This window comes from Catellatospora sp. NPDC049133 (genome assembly GCF_040648455.1).
GTDB lineage: Bacteria > Actinomycetota > Actinomycetes > Mycobacteriales > Micromonosporaceae > Catellatospora > Catellatospora aurea.
Genome location: NZ_JBEZDT010000001.1, coordinates 390,987 through 409,408, shown reverse-complemented (window position 1 = coordinate 409,408; position 18,422 = coordinate 390,987). Strand labels below are relative to the sequence as shown.

21 protein-coding genes are annotated in these 18,422 nt (G+C 71.3%); 17 read left to right on the top strand and 4 right to left on the bottom strand.

Translation table 11 applies throughout. From position 1 onward, the window contains the following. Positions 1-112 precede the first annotated feature (112 nt). From AB0B35_RS01890 to AB0B35_RS01835, 12 genes are all read left to right on the top strand, one after another. Positions 113-889: an ArsR family transcriptional regulator gene (locus tag AB0B35_RS01890; RefSeq protein WP_361039504.1), complete on the top strand. Its 777-nt coding sequence runs from the start codon at positions 113-115 to the stop codon at positions 887-889. After that, on the top strand, positions 886-2,307 hold the full coding sequence (gene sufB, locus AB0B35_RS01885) for a Fe-S cluster assembly protein SufB (RefSeq protein ID WP_360529192.1): 1,422 nt from the start codon (positions 886-888) through the stop codon (positions 2,305-2,307). The genes AB0B35_RS01890 and sufB overlap by 4 nt, the downstream gene beginning before the upstream one ends. Continuing rightward, entirely contained in the window at positions 2,307-3,449 is a 1,143-nt protein-coding gene (sufD, locus tag AB0B35_RS01880) for a Fe-S cluster assembly protein SufD (RefSeq protein ID WP_360529189.1), read from the top strand. Before sufB ends, sufD begins: the two co-directional genes overlap by 1 nt. Beyond that, a complete protein-coding gene (locus tag AB0B35_RS01875; RefSeq protein ID WP_360529186.1) occupies positions 3,446-3,781 on the top strand; it encodes a non-heme iron oxygenase ferredoxin subunit in 336 nt (111 codons plus the stop codon). The genes sufD and AB0B35_RS01875 overlap by 4 nt, the downstream gene beginning before the upstream one ends. Continuing rightward, complete coding sequence (sufC, locus tag AB0B35_RS01870) at positions 3,778-4,557, top strand: Fe-S cluster assembly ATPase SufC (RefSeq protein WP_155386815.1); 780 nt, start codon at positions 3,778-3,780, stop codon at positions 4,555-4,557. The genes AB0B35_RS01875 and sufC overlap by 4 nt, the downstream gene beginning before the upstream one ends. Positions 4,558-4,573: 16 nt before the next feature. Further along, positions 4,574-5,866, top strand: a complete 1,293-nt coding sequence (locus AB0B35_RS01865; protein ID WP_360529182.1) for a cysteine desulfurase — start codon at positions 4,574-4,576, stop codon at positions 5,864-5,866. A 2-nt stretch (positions 5,867-5,868) separates the two neighbouring features. Further along, positions 5,869-6,321 carry a Fe-S cluster assembly sulfur transfer protein SufU gene (gene sufU / locus AB0B35_RS01860; protein ID WP_120315971.1) on the top strand — a complete coding sequence of 151 codons (453 nt, stop codon included), beginning with the start codon at positions 5,869-5,871 and terminating at the stop codon, positions 6,319-6,321. Continuing rightward, complete coding sequence (locus AB0B35_RS01855; RefSeq protein WP_361039501.1) at positions 6,321-6,734, top strand: metal-sulfur cluster assembly factor; 414 nt, start codon at positions 6,321-6,323, stop codon at positions 6,732-6,734. Before sufU ends, AB0B35_RS01855 begins: the two co-directional genes overlap by 1 nt. A gap of 163 nt (positions 6,735-6,897) precedes the next feature. Beyond that, positions 6,898-7,353: a hypothetical protein gene (locus tag AB0B35_RS01850; protein WP_361039498.1), complete on the top strand. Its 456-nt coding sequence runs from the start codon at positions 6,898-6,900 to the stop codon at positions 7,351-7,353. A gap of 42 nt (positions 7,354-7,395) precedes the next feature. After that, positions 7,396-8,136, top strand: coding sequence for an N-acetyltransferase (locus AB0B35_RS01845; protein WP_361039496.1), 741 nt, complete (start codon positions 7,396-7,398; stop codon positions 8,134-8,136). A 157-nt stretch (positions 8,137-8,293) separates the two neighbouring features. Next, the gene (locus AB0B35_RS01840) at positions 8,294-8,923 is read left to right on the top strand and encodes a LysE family transporter (RefSeq protein WP_361039493.1); all 630 of its coding nucleotides are present in this window, start codon (positions 8,294-8,296) and stop codon (positions 8,921-8,923) included. A gap of 4 nt (positions 8,924-8,927) precedes the next feature. Next, a complete protein-coding gene (locus AB0B35_RS01835) occupies positions 8,928-9,677 on the top strand; it encodes an HAD family hydrolase (protein WP_361039490.1) in 750 nt (249 codons plus the stop codon). 48 nt (positions 9,678-9,725) lie between these two features. Here the strand turns inward: AB0B35_RS01835 and AB0B35_RS01830 are convergent, their stop codons facing one another. Both AB0B35_RS01830 and AB0B35_RS01825 read right to left on the bottom strand, forming a co-directional pair. Beyond that, entirely contained in the window at positions 9,726-10,376 is a 651-nt protein-coding gene (locus AB0B35_RS01830; protein ID WP_361039487.1) for a TMEM175 family protein, read from the bottom strand. An 11-nt stretch (positions 10,377-10,387) separates the two neighbouring features. After that, a complete protein-coding gene (locus tag AB0B35_RS01825) occupies positions 10,388-11,071 on the bottom strand; it encodes a DNA alkylation repair protein (protein WP_361039485.1) in 684 nt (227 codons plus the stop codon). 59 nt (positions 11,072-11,130) lie between these two features. Between AB0B35_RS01825 and AB0B35_RS01820 the strand changes: the two genes are divergently transcribed. Both AB0B35_RS01820 and AB0B35_RS01815 read left to right on the top strand, forming a co-directional pair. Then, the gene (locus AB0B35_RS01820; protein ID WP_361039482.1) at positions 11,131-12,168 is read left to right on the top strand and encodes an aminotransferase class V-fold PLP-dependent enzyme; all 1,038 of its coding nucleotides are present in this window, start codon (positions 11,131-11,133) and stop codon (positions 12,166-12,168) included. After that, positions 12,165-12,797, top strand: coding sequence for an acVLRF1 family peptidyl-tRNA hydrolase (locus tag AB0B35_RS01815; protein WP_361039665.1), 633 nt, complete (start codon positions 12,165-12,167; stop codon positions 12,795-12,797). Before AB0B35_RS01820 ends, AB0B35_RS01815 begins: the two co-directional genes overlap by 4 nt. A 94-nt stretch (positions 12,798-12,891) precedes the next feature. On the opposite strand, the gene AB0B35_RS01810 is transcribed toward AB0B35_RS01815, so the two are convergent. Further along, positions 12,892-13,920 (bottom strand): neutral zinc metallopeptidase, encoded by a 1,029-nt coding sequence (locus AB0B35_RS01810; protein ID WP_361039480.1) that lies wholly within the window; start codon positions 13,918-13,920, stop codon positions 12,892-12,894. A 152-nt stretch (positions 13,921-14,072) separates the two neighbouring features. On the opposite strand from AB0B35_RS01810, the gene AB0B35_RS01805 reads away from it, so the two are divergent. Continuing rightward, positions 14,073-15,671: an ABC-F family ATP-binding cassette domain-containing protein gene (locus AB0B35_RS01805; RefSeq protein ID WP_361039477.1), complete on the top strand. Its 1,599-nt coding sequence runs from the start codon at positions 14,073-14,075 to the stop codon at positions 15,669-15,671. 101 nt (positions 15,672-15,772) lie between these two features. Here the strand turns inward: AB0B35_RS01805 and AB0B35_RS01800 are convergent, their stop codons facing one another. After that, entirely contained in the window at positions 15,773-17,086 is a 1,314-nt protein-coding gene (locus AB0B35_RS01800) for a hypothetical protein (protein WP_361039474.1), read from the bottom strand. A gap of 137 nt (positions 17,087-17,223) precedes the next feature. Here AB0B35_RS01800 and AB0B35_RS01795 point away from each other — a divergent pair, with 137 nt between their 5' ends. Both AB0B35_RS01795 and AB0B35_RS01790 read left to right on the top strand, forming a co-directional pair. Beyond that, positions 17,224-17,451: a helix-turn-helix domain-containing protein gene (locus tag AB0B35_RS01795; RefSeq protein ID WP_120315961.1), complete on the top strand. Its 228-nt coding sequence runs from the start codon at positions 17,224-17,226 to the stop codon at positions 17,449-17,451. 45 nt (positions 17,452-17,496) lie between these two features. After that, entirely contained in the window at positions 17,497-18,249 is a 753-nt protein-coding gene (locus AB0B35_RS01790) for an enoyl-CoA hydratase/isomerase family protein (protein ID WP_360529145.1), read from the top strand. Positions 18,250-18,422 lie beyond the last annotated feature (173 nt).

Genomic DNA, 18,422 nt, shown 5'->3' with positions numbered 1-18,422 from the left:
GAACCGATGGTAGGCGCGTGTTCCGGACGCGCCGAGTTAGGGCAGCCTGGGTGTCAGGGGTCACGCCGGGGGCGGTTTGCGCACGTCGAACTAAATAAGTAACACTGGTGTAGTGAAAAAGGGCGGGGTGATCACAGAGGCATCCGACCGCCGCGTGGGCCATCCTGCCACGCGCGGCCGGGTGATCGAACTGCTCGCTCAGGGCCCCGCGACCGCGGCGGCGCTGAGCGAGGAACTCGGTCTCAGCCCGGCCGGGGTGCGCCGCCACCTCGACGCCATGTACGCCGAGGGCCTGGTCAGCGCCCGCGAGCAGGTGATCCGCGGCCCGCGCGGCCGGGGACGCCCCGCCAAGGTCTTCTCGCTCACCGACGCCGCCCGCGACGGGCTCGGCCGGCACGCCTACGACGGGCTGGCCACGGCCGCGCTGCGCTGGATCGCCGAGCGCGGCGGCGAGCGCGAGGTGGCCGCCTTCGCCGCGGCCCAGATCGCCTCGCTGGAGCAGCGCTGCGAGGACGCCGTACGCGACTCGGGTGATGATCCTCTCGCCCGCGCGGAGGCGCTCGCGGAGGCGCTGACCGCCCAGGGATACGCTGCGAGCGCGTCCACGATCGCCACCGGCGGGCAGCTGTGCCAGCACCACTGCCCCGTCGCGCACGTCGCCGCCGAGTTCCCGCAGCTGTGCGAGGCCGAGACCGAGGTGATCGGTCGCCTGGTCGGCACGCACGTGCAGCGGCTCGCGACGATCGCGCACGGCGACGGGGTGTGCACCACTCACATACCTCCGAAGTTGGCCCGTCCCGGAGCGCCGCCAGGTGGCGCGCCGGCTCCGGCGGGCCGGACCGAACTTGTTCAGATCCACGATGGCGTCACGATGAGGACGGACTCATGACCGAGCAGATCACCACGACCGAGGACCAGCTCGCTGGCCTGGGCAAGTACGAGTACGGCTGGGCCGACCCGGACCTGGCCGGGAGCAACGCACGGCGCGGTCTGAACGAGGCCGTGGTGCGCGACATCTCGGAGAAGAAGAGCGAAGCCGACTGGATGCTCGACCTGCGGCTGAAGGGCCTGCGCCTGTTCGGCCGCAAGCCCATGCCGAACTGGGGCGCGGACCTGTCGGGCATCGACTTCGACAACATCAAGTACTTCGTGCGCTCGACCGAGAAGCAGGCGGCGAGCTGGGAAGACCTGCCCGAGGACATCAAGAACACGTACGACAAGCTCGGCATCCCCGAGGCGGAGAAGCAGCGCCTCGTGGCCGGTGTCGCCGCGCAGTACGAGTCCGAGGTCGTCTACCACGCGATCCGGGAGGACCTGGAGCAGCAGGGTGTGCTGTTCCTGGACACCGACACGGCGCTCAAGGAGCACCCGGAGCTGTTCAAGGAGTACTTCGGCACCGTCATCCCGGTGGGCGACAACAAGTTCGCCGCGCTGAACACCGCGGTGTGGTCGGGCGGCTCCTTCATCTACGTGCCGCCGGGCGTCAACGTGGAGATCCCGCTGCAGGCCTACTTCCGGATCAACACCGAGAACATGGGCCAGTTCGAGCGGACCCTGATCATCGTCGACGAGGGCGCGTACGTGCACTACGTCGAGGGCTGCACCGCGCCGATCTACTCGTCGGACTCGCTGCACAGCGCGGTCGTCGAGATCATCGTGAAGAAGAACGCGCGCTGCCGGTACACGACCATCCAGAACTGGTCGAACAACGTCTACAACCTGGTCACCAAGCGCGCCGTGTGCCACGAGGGCGCGACCATGGAGTGGGTCGACGGCAACATCGGTTCCAAGGTCACCATGAAGTACCCGGCCGTGTTCATGGTCGGCGAGCACGCCAAGGGCGAGGTCCTGTCGGTCGCCATGGCCGGTGAGGGCCAGCACCAGGACGCCGGCGCCAAGATGGTGCACGCGGCCCCGCACACCTCCAGCACGATCATCAGCAAGTCGATCGCCCGGGGCGGCGGCCGCACCTCGTACCGCGGCCTGGTCCAGGTCATGGAGGGTTCGCACCACAGCAAGAGCACGGTCAAGTGCGACGCGCTGCTGGTCGACACCATCTCCCGCTCGGACACCTACCCCTACGTCGACATCCGCGAGGACGACGTGGCGATGGGCCACGAGGCGACCGTCTCCAAGGTGAGCGACGACCAGCTCTTCTACCTGATGAGCCGGGGCCTGTCCGAGGACGAGGCCATGGCGATGATCGTGCGCGGCTTCATCGAGCCCATCGCCAAGGAACTCCCGATGGAGTACGCGCTGGAACTGAACCGACTGATCGAACTGCAGATGGAAGGCGCCGTCGGCTGATGAGCACCGAAGTTATCGCACCGCCCAAGACCAAGTCGCAGGCGTTGCGCTCGTTCCACGTGGCCGACTTCCCGGCACTTACCGGACGCGAGGAGGAGTGGCGCTTCACGCCGCTCAAGCGCCTGCGCGGCCTGGCCGCCGGGGACGTAACCGCCGTGGCCGCGCCCAAGCACGAGCACGGCGAGCTGCCCGCGGGCGTCACCGTGTCGACGGTGTCGCGCTCCGACGCGCGCATCGGCGGGGTGCTCACCCCGTTCGACCGGATCAGCGCCTGGGCGTACGAGAACGCCGCCGACGCGCTGCTGGTCGAGGTCGCCAAGGAGACCGTGCTCGCCGAGCCGGTGTTGCTGCGGCTGAACGGCCACGGCGCGGACGGCGCGGCGGCCGCCCACACCTACCTGGCCGTCGGCGCGTTCGCCGAGGCCACGGTGGTGCTGGAGCAGACCGGCAGCGTCACGCTGGCCGACAACGTGGAGATCGCGGTCGCCGACGGCGCGAAGCTGACCCTGGTCACGGTCGCCGACTGGGCCGCCGACGCGGTGCAGGCGCAGCACGTCAAGGTCAAGCTCGGCCGCGACGCGAAGATCCTGCACGTGCAGGTGTCGCTCGGCGGTGATCTGGTGCGCCAGTTCACCAGCGTCGACTACACCGGCCGCGGCGGCGAGGCCGAGCTCTACGGGCTCTACTTCGCCGACGGCGCGCAGCACATCGAGCACCGCCTGCTGGTGGACCACTCGGTGCCGGACTGCCGCTCGTACGTGGGCTACCGCGGCGCGCTGCAGGGCGACGGCGCGCACACGGTCTGGGTCGGCGACGTGCTGATCCAGGACCAGGCGACCGGCACCAGCACCTACGAGGTCAACCGCAACCTGCTGCTGTCCGACGGGGCGCGGGCCGACTCGGTGCCGAACCTGGAGATCGAGACCGGCGAGATCGTCGGCGCGGGCCACGCCTCGGCGACCGGCCGCTTCGACGACGAGCAGCTGTTCTACCTGATGGCCCGGGGCATCCCCGAGGCCGAGGCCCGCAAGCTGGTCGTGCGCGGCTTCTTCGCCGAGCTGCTGGGCAAGATCCCGGCCGAGGACCTGCGCGAGCGCCTCGGGGCGGCGATCGAGGAGCGGCTGGAGAAGGCGGGATCGTGACCGATTTCGTTAGGGCCTGTGCCGCCGACGAGGTCGCCAAGGGTGCGGCGCTCGCGGTGGACCTCGCCGGCACGCCGGTGGTGGTGGTGCACGCGGAGGACGACGGCTTCTACGCCGCGTACGACGAGTGCTCGCACGCCGCCGTGGCGCTGTCCGAGGGCGAGGTCGACGGCTGCACGCTGGAATGCTGGCTGCACGGCTCGCGTTTCGATCTTCGTACCGGTGAGCCGACCGGCCTGCCCGCCACCGAACCCGTACCCGTCTTTCCCGTCGAAGTCCGTGACGGTGATGTCTACGTCAGCATGACGCCAAGCAATGGAGTGACCCGATGAGCAAGTTGGAGATCCGCGACCTTCAGGTGTCGGTGAAGCTGCCCGAGGGCGAGCTCAAGCCGATCCTGCACGGGGTCACGCTGACCGTGGAGTCGGGCCAGACGCACGCCATCATGGGCCCCAACGGCTCCGGCAAGTCGACCCTGGCCTACTCGATCGCGGGCCACCCGAAGTACGAGATCACCGGCGGCACGGTGACCCTGGACGGCCAGGACGTGCTGGCGATGACCGTGGACGAGCGCGCCCGCGCGGGCCTGTTCCTGGCCATGCAGTACCCGGTCGAGGTCCCCGGCGTGTCGGTGGCCAACTTCCTGCGCACCGCCAAGACCGCGATCGACGGCGAGGCCCCCAAGCTGCGCACCTGGGCCGGCGAGCTGAAGGGCTCGATGGAGAAGATGGGCATGGACCCCGCCTTCGCCCAGCGCAACGTCAACGAGGGCTTCTCCGGCGGTGAGAAGAAGCGGCACGAGATCGTGCAGCTGGAGCTGCTCAAGCCGAAGATCGCGATCCTCGACGAGACGGACTCCGGCCTGGACGTCGACGCGCTGCGCGTCGTCTCCGAGGGCGTGAACCGCGTCAAGGAGAACAACGACAGCGGCGTGCTGCTGATCACGCACTACACCCGGATCCTGCGCTACATCAAGCCGGACTTCGTGCACGTGTTCGTCGCGGGCAAGATCGTCGAAGAGGGCGGCCCGGAGCTGGCGGACAAGCTCGAGGCCGAGGGTTACACGCGCTACGGGGCGGACGCCGACGCGGCCGTCGCGGCTGCCTGAGGGAGCTGAGCAGAAGATGACCGCCCTGACCATCCCGGCCGGGATGCCGCAGTACGACGACAAGCCGCGCTTCGACGTGGAGCGCGTGCGCGCCGACTTCCCGATCCTGGGCCGGGAGGTCAACGGTCACCCGCTCGTCTACCTCGACAGCGGCAACACCTCGCAGAAGCCGCGCCAGGTCATCGACGCGGTGGCCCGGTACTACGCCGAGCACAACGCCAACGTGGCCCGTTCGGTGCACACGCTGGGCACCGAGTCGACCGAGGCGTACGAGGGCGCGCGCGCCAAGGTCGCCGCGTTCATCGGCGCGCCGAGCGTCGACGAGGTGGTGTTCACCAAGAACGCCACCGAGTCGCTGAACCTGGTCGCGCACGCGTTCGGCCCGCACGCGCGGGACGAGCGCTTCCGGCTGGGCCCCGGCGACGAGATCGTGATCTCGGAGATGGAGCACCACTCCAACATCGTGCCGTGGCAGCTGCTCTGCGAGCGCACCGGCGCGACGCTGCGGTGGTTCGGCCTGACCGAGGCCGGCCGCCTCGACGAGTCGAACCTCGAAGAGCTGGTCAACGAGCGTACGAAGATCGTCTCGATCGTGCACATGTCGAACGTGCTCGGCACCGTCAACGCCACCTCGCGCATCACCGCGCGGGTGCGCGAGGTCGGCGCGCTGCTCATGCTCGACTGCTCGCAGTCGGTGCCGCACCTGCCGATGGACGTCGTCGACTACGACGTGGACTTCATCGCGTTCACCGGGCACAAGATGCTGGCCCCGACCGGCATCGGCGTGCTGTGGGGACGCGGCGAGCTGCTCAACGCCATGCCGCCGTTCCTGGGCGGCGGGTCGATGATCGAGACGGTGAAGATGACCGGCTCGACCTTCGCCCCGGCCCCGGCCCGGTTCGAGGCCGGCACCCCGCCGATCGCGCAGGCGGTCGGGCTGGGCGCGGCGATCGACTACCTGACCGAGATCGGCATGGACGCGATCGCCTGGCACGACAAGGAGCTGACGGCGTACGCGCTGGACGCCCTGGACACCGTGCCGGGCCTGCGCATCTACGGTCCGCGGGTGCCGGTCGGACGCGGCGCGACCATCTCGTTCACGCTCGACGGGATCCACCCGCACGACGTGGGCCAGGTGCTCGACTCGCTCGGCGTGCAGGTGCGGGTGGGCCACCACTGCGCCAAGCCGATCTGCGACCGGTTCTCCGTGCCCGCGCTCACCCGGGCCTCGTTCTACCTCTACACGACGACCGACGAGGTCGACGCGCTCGTGCGCGGCCTGGATCAGGTGCGGAAGGTCTTCGCTTAGTCATGCAGCTCGACCAGCTCTACCAGGAGATCATCCTGGACCACTACAAGCGCCCGCAGGGGCGCGGGTTGCGCGAGCCGTTCGCGGCCGACGTGCACCACGTCAACCCGACCTGCGGCGACGAGATCACCCTCCGGGTCGCCCTGGACGGGGAAACCATCAGCGACATCTCGTACGACGGCCAGGGCTGCTCCATCAGCCAGGCGTCCGCGAGCGTGCTGTACGAGCTGCTCAACGGCCGCAAGGTCGACGACGCGCTCGCGGTGCACGCCGCGTTCGTCGAGCTGATGGGCGGCAAGGGCCAGGTCGAGCCCGACGAGGAGGTGCTGGGGGACGCGGTCGCGTTCGCCGGCGTCGCCAAGTACCCCGCGCGGGTCAAATGCGCGCTGCTGTCCTGGATGGCGTTGAAGGACGCGGTCGCGCAGGCCGTCGCCCTCGAGAAGGAGGAAGTGTGATGAGCGAGACCGACATCGTCGACAGCGCCGTGGAGTCCGTGCGCGCCGAGGCCGCGCCGGTCGAGGCCGCCGCGCCGAAGTCCGGCAAGAAGGCCGAGGTGGACGACGTCCGCGAGGCCATGAAGGACGTCGTGGACCCCGAGCTGGGCATCAACGTCGTCGACCTGGGCCTGGTGTACGGCGTGCACATCGACGACGAGAACGTCGCCACCCTGGACATGACGCTGACCTCGGCGGCCTGCCCGCTGACCGACGTCATCGAGGAGCAGACCCGCGCCGCGCTGTGCACCGGCCCCGGCGGTGGCCTGGTCAACGACATGCGCATCAACTGGGTCTGGCTGCCGCCGTGGGGCCCCGACAAGATCACCGACGACGGCCGCGACCAGCTCCGCTCGCTCGGCTTCAACGTCTGACCGACGTCCCCGAAAGGGCGCCCACCCGTGAGGTGGGCGCCCTTTTCGCGCGACCCGCCCCAAGGTCATCCGACTTGCCTGGCACCTGGGCGTATCACGCTTCATGATTCGCCCACCTGCCGGGCAAGTCGAGTGATCATGGCCGGCCGCCTACGCTCGGGGCGTGGGGAGTGTGCCCGAGGGGCCGTCGGCGGAGTTGCAGGCATGGACGTGTGCGGTGTGTCCGGCGCAGGAGCTGGCTCCGGGGCGGTTCGACGTGGTCGCGCGGCCGGGGCCGGACAGCCGTTACGAGCCCGCGATCGGGTGGCGGGTGGACGGGTCCACCGGAGCGCCCACCTGCGTGCACCCGTACCGCGTGGGGCTGCCGCCGGGCGCGTACGCCACCGGGGGTGTGCCCCTGCCACCGCGGGCCCCGCAGCCGCCCGACCCGCGTGACCTGGTCCTGCCCGACGACCCCACGCTGCTGGAGGCGTGGTTCGTCGCGGTGCTGCGCGACGCCGAACCGGCCCGGATGCGGGCCGCCCTGGCGCGGGCGGAGCAGGTCGCGGGTGAGCGGTTCCCGGGGCGGGTGGTGGTCGCGGCCGTTCGCCGGGTGATGTCCACCGAACTCGCGAGATAATGCGGTTGATCGTCCACCGGCAGGCGGAGGAGGCTCGCGGTCATGCACATCGCCACCCTCGACCAACGCCCCGACCTCGTCGACGCCCTGTGGGACATGCCCACGGTCTGGCCCGAGTTCATGCGCCACGACCCCATCTCGAACCTCTACTACGGCCTGTGCACCGAGCAGTGGCCCGAGTACATCCTGGTCGCCGAGGACCCCGACGAGCCCGGCCGGCTCGTCGCCAAGGGCCACAGCGTGCCGTTCTTCCTGCCCGAGGGCGACGAGCTGCCGATCGACGGCTGGGACGGCGCGCTGCGCCGGGCAGTGCGCGCCCGGGTGGCGGGGGACAAGCCGAACATCGTCTCCGCGATCGAGATCGCGGTGCGCCCCGACCGGCAGGGCACCGGGCTGTCCGCGCTGATGCTGGCCGCGATGCGGGACAACGCGGCCCGGCTGGGCTTCGCGGACCTGGTCGCGCCGGTGCGGCCGAACGGGGCCAAGGACCCCGACGAGCCCATGACGTCGTACGCGTACCGCACGCGCGACGACGGCCTGCCCGTGGACCCGTGGCTGCGCGTGCACGTGCGCGCGGGCGGCGTCATCGAGAAGATCGCCACCCGGTCGATGGTCATCCCGGGCACCTGTGCGGAATGGCGCGAGTGGACCGGGCTGCCGTTCGACACCACCGGGCCGGTCCACGTGCCGAAGGCGCTCACCCCGGTGCACGTCGACGCCGAGCACGACTGGGCCGTGTACGTCGAGCCCAACGTGTGGATCCGGCACCGCACCGGGGCCTGAGACATCGACGAGAAAACAGGTCGCAGGCAGGATCGGCAAGGCCCAGAATGTTGCGCATGACGACTACCTGCCTGCGCCTCGCGCCCCTGTCCGCTTCGGCGGAAGGACGGCGTCGACAGCAGCGTGGGCCCGTGGCCGGAACGAGCCGCCCGCAGTCGTGAGCGCCGCCCTCGTGGGCGGTCTGCTGGCGGGGTACGGCGTAGCCGTGCCCGTCGGCGCGATCGCGCTGCTGCTGATGAGCCTCACCGCCCGCACCTCGCTGCGGATCGGCGCCGCCGCCGCACTGGGCGTGGCGGCCGCCGACGGGATCTACGCCCTTGTCGCCGTTCTCGGCGGAGCCGCCCTGGCCCGCTGGATCGAACCGATCTCCACTCCGCTGCGCTGGATCGCGGTGGCCGTGCTGCTCTACATCGCGGGCCACACCGCGTGGAGCGCGATCCGGCACTACCGCGACCCGGCGCGGGCCCGCGAGACGAAACTGCTGGACACCCCGGGCCGGGCCTTCCTGGCACTGCTCGGGCTGACCCTGCTCAACCCGATGACGATCGTGTACTTCGGCGCGCTCGTCCTCGGGGGTCAGCAGGCGATGGACGGGCTGACCGGGCCGGAGGGCGCGGTGTTCGTGACCGCGGCCTTCCTCGCCTCGGCGAGCTGGCAGCTGACCGTCGCCGCGGGCGGCGCGCTGGTGGGCAAGGTGCTCGCCACGCCCCGGGGACGCCTGGTCACGGCCCTGGTGTCCAGCCTGGTGATCTCGGTCCTCGCCGTGGCGCTCGTCGTGGCAGAGTAGGCCCATGCTGCCTACCCCCTCCGCTCTGCTGCTCGACTTCGGTGGGGTGATCGTCGAATCCGGACGGTCACCCCTCCCGGAGGACGCCACCCCTCGGCACGCCGACCTCGTCCGGCGCGTCCACCGGCTCACCGGCGGCGCGGTCGGCGAGCAGGAGATCCGCGACGCGCTGGACAGCGCGAAGAAGGCCCGCTCGCGGATGCGCGAGAACACCGAGGAGTGCCTGGAGATCAGCCACGAGCAGCTCTGGGGGGAGCTCATCGCCGTTGAGTGGCCGGCGGTGGCGCGCGCGACGGTGCTGGTGCACGCCAGCGACCTGACCAGGCAGTGGGCGCGGCGCGACGACTGGCGGCTGCGGCCCGGCATCGCCGACCTGCTGGACTTCACCGTGGGCCGGGGCATGCCGGTCGCCGTGGTCAGCAACACGCCCTGCGGCCAGGCGCACCGCGAGGCGCTCGACGAGTTCGGGCTGACCGGCGCGATCGCCGCCCAGATCTACAGCGACGAGCTGGGCGTGTACAAGCCGCATCCGAGCATGATCTGGGCCGCCGCGCGAGACCTGGGCGTTGCCGCGGCCGACTGCTGGTACGTCGGCGACCAGCCGCACCGCGACGTGGTGTGCGCCCGGCGGGCCGGGGTGGGCGCCGCCATCCTCATGCCCGAGGGCGAGCCCCGCGAGGTCGGCGACAACACCCCCGACGCGACCGTCGCCGACGGCACCGAGCTCCTCGCCCTCCTCCGCCAGTCCCTCTAGCAAGGAAGGGCACCTTCACATCGCCATGCGTTGTAGAAGGTGCCCCTCCTAACCTTTCCGGTGGTCGGTAGCAGCTCCGGGGTGGTGGCGGTGGGCTCGGCGCTCCGCCGCGGCCTGCACCAGGGGCATCAGCGCCAGCAGCGGCAGCGCCAGGTTGGCGAGGAAGAGGGCCGCGACCAGGGTGGCCACCATGGCGCTGGTCGCGATCACGCCCCGGCGCACCGCACGATCCACCGCCTCGGCCCGCCCGGGGCGCTGCAGCGGCACCCGATCGCGGATGCGCAGCGACAGCAGCAGGCCGCTCAGCGCGATGAACACCAGGTTGACCATGTACAGCAGGGTCGCCCCGCGCCCCTGGTTCACCTCGTACGTCAGCACCGCCGTGGGCACCGGCAGGAACACCACGCCCAGCAGCCACATGCTGTTGAGCAGCATGATGCCCTCGCCGACGTCGACGAGGTTGTCGAACACCCGCCGGTGCACCATCCAGAACAGCGACACCACCGCGAACGACATCACGAACGCGGCGAAGTCACCGGCGTGCTCGCGCACGAGGTCGCGGACCGACTCGGTCTGCGCGTCGCGGGCGGTGTCGACCAGCGGCAGCACCAGCAGGGTCAGCGCGATCGCGACGACTCCGTCGGTGTACGCCGTCAGCCGGACCAGCGAGCGGGACTCCTGCACACCTCTGGTTACCACAACGGCGCTGGTCAGCTCAGGTGCTTGAGCGCTTCCCGGCGGGACAGCCCGGACAGCTCGGCAGCGTGCGCGGCGACGAACGCGCGCACCGCCGCCGGATCGGTCTTGCCGTACTCCCGCAGCGCCCAGCCGATCGCCTTGCGCACGAAGAAGTCCGGGTGCCCGGCCTGCGCCGCGCAGTAGCGCAGCAGCCGCGGAGCGTCGGTGGCCGCCTTGTACGTCAGCTGGTGCAGGATCGCCGTGCGCACCAGCCACAGGTCGTCGTCGGCCGCCCAGGCATCCATCGTCGTGACCAGACCCCGGTCCCGGGCCACCAGCGGGCCGACCACGTGCGCGGCGAGCGCGTCGACGGTGTCCCACCAGGGTTTCCCGGTGATCAGGCACCGCGCCGTGTCGAGGAACCCGCTGTCCAGCACCCGGGCGTGCCGGCGCAGCAGCACGCACGCGGCGTACTGGTACTCGCGCTCGTCGCGCGTCCAGCACGTCAGCGCGACCTCACGCAGCGTCGCCGCGTCGGGGCGGGGCTGCCCGGCCAGCGCCGCCCGTAGCACCTGCTGCACCGCCGGGGCGGGCACGCCCAGGAACGGGAACCGGTCACGCATGTACGCCCGCATCGCGGTGGCCCGCACGGGGTCGGCGGCGGCGGCCAGCCGCTCGTCCAGCCGCGCCATCAGCTCGACGGCTCCCGACGCCATGCCACCTCCCGTGTATTGGCCTGCGGTGATCGCCCACCACCGGTGGAATACTGCGAATCATGGACAGTATCGACCTCGCCTCCCTGTGGTCCGCGGAGCCGGGCTACCTGAACACGGCCAGCTTCGGGCTGCCACCGGACCGGGCCTGGGACGCCATGCAGGCGGCGCTGGCCGACTGGCGGGCGGGCCGCACCTCGTGGGAGGGATGGGGCGAGTCGACCGAGCGCGCCCGGCAGTCGTACGCCCGGATCATCGGGGTCGACGCGGCCGACGTGGCGGTCGGCGCGCAGGTGTCGCAGCTGCTGGCCCCGGTCGCCGCGGCCGTGCCCGACGGCGCGACCGTGCTGGTCCCCGAGCTGGAGTTCACCTCGGCGGTCTTCCCGTGGGCGGTGCACGCCGACCGGGGCGTGACCGTGCGCACCGCGCCCGCCGACCGGCTCGCCGAGCGCATCGACGCGAGCGTGGACGTGGTCTCGTTCGGGCTGGTGCAGTCGTCGGACGGGGCGGTCGTCGACTACGCGGCGGTCGTCGCCGCGGCCCGCGCCGCGGGCGCGCTGGTGGTCGTGGACGCCACGCAGGCCTGCGGCTGGCTGCCGTTCGACGGCTCGCTGGCCGACGTGGTGGTGACCGTCGCGTACAAGTGGCTGATGTCGCCGCGCGGCACCGGTTTCGTCTACCTGAACCCGGCGGTGCGCGAGCGCACCCGCCCGCTGGCCGCCAACTGGTACGCCGGTGAGGACGTGCACAGCTCGTACTACGGCCTGCCGCTGCGCCTGGCCAAGGACGCCCGCGCCTTCGACATCTCGCCCGCCTGGCACGCCTGGGTCGGCACCGCGCCCGCGCTGGAGATCGTCGAGGAGATCGGCGTGCCCGCGATCCACGCGCACGACGTCGGCCTCGCCAACAGCTTCCTGGCGGGCCTCGGGCTGCCGCCCGGCGACAGCGCCATCGTCACCGTGGATGTGCCCGGCGCGGACGCCAAGCTGGCCGCCGCGGGCATCCGCACCGCGGTGCGCAACGGCCGGATCCGCGCCTCGTTCCACGCGTACACCACGCAGGCCGATGTGGACGCCGCGCTGAACGCCCTGGTGGGCTGATGCCCGCCAAACCCGCCGCGGGCGGGGGCCGCTGGGCCGACGTCGAACCGCGACGGCTGCGCCGCTGGCTGGACGGTTTCTACTCGCGCCACGACGGGGCCGAGGAGGAGGGCCTGAAACTGGTCGCCGCCAACGGGGACACCGCCGAGCTGCTGCCGCCGCCCGGCGTCGGCCCGGTCGCCGACGTGGACGCGCTGCTGGAGGCGCTGGCCGTGCCGCGGCGGCTGGGGCTGCTGCTGGCCCGGCGCAACGCGGTCGCGGTCGGCGTCGCCGACGGCGACGAGCTGATCAGCTCCAAGGTGGACACGTTCTACGTGCAGGGCCGCACCGCCGCGGGCGGCTGGTCGCAGCAGCGCTACGCCCGCCGCCGGGAGAACCAGGCGTCCGGCGCGGCCCGCGACGCCGCCGACATCGCCGCGCGCATCCTGCTGCCGTACGCGGACAGCATGGCGGCCCTGGTCTGCGGCGGCGACCGGTCCACGGTCGACGAGATCCTCACGGACCGCCGCCTCGCCCCCCTGCTCCCGCTCCGCCACGACCGCCTCCTCGACGTCCCCGAACCCCGCCACGCCGTCCTCGTCGAGGCCATCCCCGCCGCCCACGCGATCCGCATCCACCTGGTCCCGTAACGGAAAGATCATCCGACTTGCCTGGCACCTGTGCGTATCTTGAACCGCGATACGCCCGATTGCCTGGCAAGTCGGATGATCTCGAACGGCGCCGTCAGCCGGCGAAGGTGTTGCACTGGCGGGGGTCGCCGGTGCGGTAGCCCTGGTTGAACCATTGCTGGCGTTGGGCGGAGGAGCCGTGGGTGAAGGCTTCCTGGTTGATGCGGCCGGTGGCCTTCTGCTGGATGGCGTCGTCGCCGACGGCCGCCGCGGCTTCCAGGGCCTGGTCGATGTCCTGCTGGGTGATGGACTTGAACAGGGGCTGGCCGGTCGCGTCGGTGGTCTTGGCGGCGGAGTTGGCCCACACCCCGGCGTAGCAGTCGGCCTGCAGCTCCATGGCGACGGAGTACTTGTTGGCGTTGGCCGGGTCGCGCTGCTGGGCGCGGCGCACCTGCGCCTCGGTGCCGAGCAGGGTCTGGATGTGGTGGCCGTACTCGTGGGCGAGCACGTACGCCTGGGCGAACTGGCCCTTGGCGCCGAACCGGCTGGCCAGCTCGTCGTAGAAGCTCAGGTCGATGTAGACGTGGTTGTCGCCGGGGCAGTAGAACGGGCCGACGCCGGCGGTGGCCGGCCCGCAGGCGGTGTCGACCGAGCCGGTGAAGAACCGGGTGGTCGCCGGCTGGTACTGCTGGCCGAGGTACTGCGGCATCGCGGAGCGCCAGTACGCCTGGATCGAGTTGATGTAGAGCAGGTTGCGGCAGGCCGGGTTGTCGAACCGGTTGGGGTTCGACTTGTCGCACTGCTGCGCCAGCGTGGTGCTGTTGACGTCGTTGGGCCCGGGCTGCTGGCCCTGCTGCTGGGGGGTGAGCCCGCCGACGCCGCTGAACAGGCTGGAGCCGCCGCCGGTGCAGATGAGGAAACCGACGCAGAGCGCGCCGACCAGCAGCACCGCCATGCCGATCTTGCTGCGCATGAGCAGCGGCAGCAGCCCCGCGAGGCAGCCCGCGCCGCCCATGCCGCCGCCCCCGCCGCCTCCGCCGCCCATGGGCGGGAAGTTGAAGCCGCCTCCGCCGCGCCCGCCCCCGGCGCCGCGCATGTCCTCGACCTGTGACGGGTCGAGTTCGGCGTTTTCGTTGATGCTCACGTTCGCCAGCGTAGGCAGTTTTGTGGCGAATCACACCCAAAACAGGTCGTCTCCGGGGTAAATGCCGTGGCAGGGCGGGTCGGGGTGCTCGGTAGACTGGAGGCTCCTTCCCGAAGCCACCCGGTGGCCCACCCCTGACCTGGGAGCAATTCATGATCACGGCCACCGGTCTGGAACTACGCGCGGGCGCGCGCATCCTGCTGGGGGACACCACCCTGCGCGTGCAGCCCGGCGACCGTATCGGTCTCGTCGGGCGCAACGGGGCTGGCAAGACCACCACGCTCAAGGTCCTCGCCGGCGAGGGCTCCCCGTACGCCGGCAAGATCGACAGTCGCGGGCCGGTGGGTTACCTGCCGCAGGACCCGCGCACCGGCGACCTGGACATCACCGCCAGCGACCGGGTGCTCTCCGCGCGCGGCCTGGACGTGCTGCGCAACGAGATGAAGGAGCTGGAGGGCAAGCTCGCCGACGACGAGCGCTTCATGCGCCGCTACGGCCAGCTGGAGGACCAGTTCTCCGCACTCGGCGGCTACGGCGCCGAGGCCGAGGCCGCCCGCATCTGCTCGAACCTGGGCCTGCCCGACCGGGTGCTCCAGCAGACGCTGGGCACGCTGTCCGGTGGCCAGCGCCGCCGTGTCGAACTGGCCCGCATCCTGTTCCGCGACGCCTCGGAGACCGGCGGCGGCATCCTGCTGCTCGACGAGCCGACCAACCACCTCGACGCCGACTCCATCACCTGGCTGCGCGGCTTCCTCGCCGGGCACAAGGGCGGCCTCATCGTCATCTCCCACGACGCCTCGCTGCTGGAGGCGGTCGTGAACAAGGTGTGGTATCTCGACGCCAACCGCTCCGTCGTCGACGCGTACAACATGGGCTGGAAGACGTACCTGGAAGCCCGGGAGACCGACGAGCGCCGCCGCAAGCGCGAGCGGGCCAACGCGGAGAAGAAGGCCGGCGCGCTCATGGCGCAGGCCGACAAGCTGCGCGCCAAGGCCACCAAGACGATCGCGGCGCAGAACATGGCCAAGCGCGCCGAGAAGATGATCTCTGGCCTGGACGAGGTGCGCGCGACCGACAAGGTTGCCAAGGTGCGCTTCCCCACCCCGGCGGCCTGCGGCAAGACCCCGCTGACCGCGGAGGGACTGTCCAAGTCGTACGGATCGCTGGAGATCTTCACCGACGTCGGCGTCGCCGTGGACCGCGGTTCCCGCGTGGTCATCCTGGGCCTCAACGGCGCCGGCAAGACCACCCTGCTGCGCATGCTCGCCGGCATCCTGCAGCCGGACACGGGCGAGGTCAAGGCGGGCCACGGCCTGCGCCTGGGCTACTACGCCCAGGAGCACGAGACCCTCGACGTCGACCGAACCATCCTCGACCACATGCGCTCGGCCGCCCCCGAGCAGACCGACACGGAGCTGCGCCGCATCCTGGGCGCGTTCCTGTTCAGCGGGGACGATGTGGACAAGCCCGCGGGCGTGCTGTCCGGCGGCGAGAAGACCCGCCTGGCCCTGTCCACCCTGGTCTGCTCCGGCGCGAACGTGCTGCTGCTCGACGAGCCCACCAACAACCTGGACCCGGTCAGCCGCGAGCAGGTCCTCGACGCCATCGCCCGCTACCCCGGCGCGATCGTCCTGGTCACCCACGACCCCGGTGCCGTAGCAGCCCTCAAACCCGACCGCGCCATCCTCCTGCCCGACGGCGACGAGGACGCCTGGTCCGACGACCTCCTCGAACTCGTCGAACTCGCCTGAGGCAAAGGAAGGGCACCGTCGGCTCGCGTCATTGAGACGAGCAGCAGCTCGGCTTGACGCTATGCGTTGCAGAAGGTGCCCTTCTTGACATCTCAGGCCCGCTACCAGGGCGTCGACAGGACGGCCTCGATGATCATCGCGGAGAGGGCGCCGACGCCGACGAGCAGCAGGGGAGCGGGGACCGGGTCGCCGCCGGGACGTTCGGGAGCGACGGCGGCGATGGTGAGCCAGGGGAAGTACGGCAGCCACGCGTGCTCCACCCCGCCCCGGGCCAGCCCCGCCCCGACCGAGAACAGCACCGCCCCGGACGCGCCCACCAGGAACGGCCAGCCGGGGGTGTTGCGCACCTTGCGCAGGCTCGCGAAGATGGGCGGCCCGACCGCCAGCAGCAGCGCGCACACGCTGATCAGGCCCCACCACAGCGCCGAGCGGTGCGGCTCGATGCGCGCGGCGAAATCGGCGTACGCCGTGCCCAGCCCGTCGGTCCAGGTGAAGCCCAGCTTGGCCGCGCCGAGCACCGGCAGCAGCACCCCGAGCCCGGCGAACATGTTCAGGGCGGCCCGTCGCCGGGCGAAGTTCAGGAACACCACGGACAGCCCGAGCCACGCGACGGCGTACGAGAACAGCGCGGCCGTGCCCAGCAGCAGCCCGGCCAGCACCGCCCAGGCCGCCGCACGCCAGCCGTGGCGGCGGGTGGCCCGCACCCCGGCCAGCGTCATCGCCGCGCCGATGGTGGCCACGACGGCGTCCATCGACACCGCGGTCCACACCGCGTACGGCGCGAGCGCCAGCACCGGCGCGTACGGCCGCGCGGCGGCCTCGCCGCCCATGTCCCGCACCGCGGCCAGCACCATCGGCACCGACAGCGCCCCGATCGCGGTCACCAGCAGCGCCAGCGCCAGATGGTCGGTGACCCCGAGCCGCTGCACGGCCCACAGCACCAGCACCGGCGCGGGCGGGTGGCCCCGCGTGGCGGCGGTGTGCTCGGCCGACCGGTCGGTGAAGCTGCGCAGGTACGCGAGCGGGTCGTCGCCGACCTCCTGCACGTCGCCGAGGTAGCTGTCCGGGGTCAGCGAGCGGGTCAGCCCGTCCGCGCCGTCGACGAGCGCGAGCGAGACGGCCCAGGCGAAGAACGCCACCGTCGCACCGGTGCTGACCGCCCACCACGGCAGTCGATGGATCCAGCCGCGCCAGGCGGCGCCGAGCACGCCCACCGCGACGATCGGCGCCAGCAACGACATCGGCGACAGTTCGAAGCGGTAGCGGCCCAGGAACGGCGCGCTCGCGGTGCCCAGCCGGGCTCCGGCGCGCACCGCGAGCCAGGTCGCGAGCAGGCCGATGCTCACCAGCACGAACCAGCCGAACAGGTCTCGGCGTTCGCGGTTGAGGGCGCTGCGGGGGTCGACGGTGGTCACGGCGAGACACGCTATCGGGTACCCGACAGCACCGTGCGTGTCGGTTGGCATGGAATTGATATCTAGCGCATGATCGTCGGAGGCGGTCTAATAGGTTGGACCGCAAACCGCATCGTCCGGGACGTGAGGATTTCAACATGGCAGCCACCGGCACAGCTACCACCACCGAGAAGGGTCGCCGGATCGTCGGGACCGAACGCCAGACGCTCGCCAAGGACCTCGTGAAGCGCTACACGTCGGGTGAGTCCATCCGCGCGCTGGCCGCGTCGACTGGCCGTTCGTACGGATTCATCCACCGGGTGCTCACCGAGTCCGGAGTCGCGCTGCGTCAGCGCGGCGGAGCCCGTCGGCGCAAGAAGGCATGATCCGCCCGCACCACGCAGAGCTTGGGGAGCCGGTTGATGTCTGAGATGGCAGCGGCCGGCTTTCGCATCAGCCAGGACGGTCCGGTCGCGACGGTGACATTGGACCGCCCGGAGGTGCGCAACGCGCAGACCCCCGAGCTCTGGGCAGGTCTGGCCGATGCCGCACGGGGGCTCGCCGGCGATGTGCGCGTCGTGGTCGTACGCGGGGAAGGGCGGTCCTTCTCCGCGGGCCTCGACCTGAAAGTGGTGCAGGGCGGCGAGTTCCAGCAGCTCGCCACCGTCAGCCCGGAGGAGTGCGCGGATCGGATCGCCGATTTCCAGCAGGCCTTCTCCTGGCTCCGCCGACCCGATCTCATCACCATCGCCGCGGTGCAGGGCCACGCCATCGGCGCGGGCTTCCAGCTCGCGCTCGCCTGCGACCTGCGGATCGCGGCCGACGACGCCCTCTTCGCGATGGCGGAGGTGACGCTGGGGCTCGTGCCGGACCTCACCGGCACCAAGCGCCTGGTCGAGCTCGTCGGTTACGCCCGCGCGCTGGAGCTGTGCGTGACCGGCCGCCGCGTGAACGCCGCCGAGGCGGACCGGATCGGCCTGGTCAACCTCGTGGTGGGGCGCGACGAACTGGACGCGGCCGCCGCTGATCTGGCCAACGCCGTGCTGGCGGCTCCGCGGGACGCGGTCGTCGAGATCAAGGCACTGCTGGCCGCGGCGGGCGGCCGGAGTTTCCCGGAGCAGGAGCGCGCGGAGCGCGAGGCGCAGACCCGCCGCATCCGTGATCTGGCCGGCCTGGGCGAGTGACATTCCGGCGGTATCTGTTCCGCCGTCCCTTTCCGGAGCGCTGAGCCACTCTTTCGGGCGTCATACCGACGGCTGATTCGTCATGGTGGAAAGACGACCGCCTTCTCCTTTCCGGGGGATGGGCGGCATCCGGTCGCGTGCCATTGTTCCGCCCGGCGGAATAGTTAATGAGC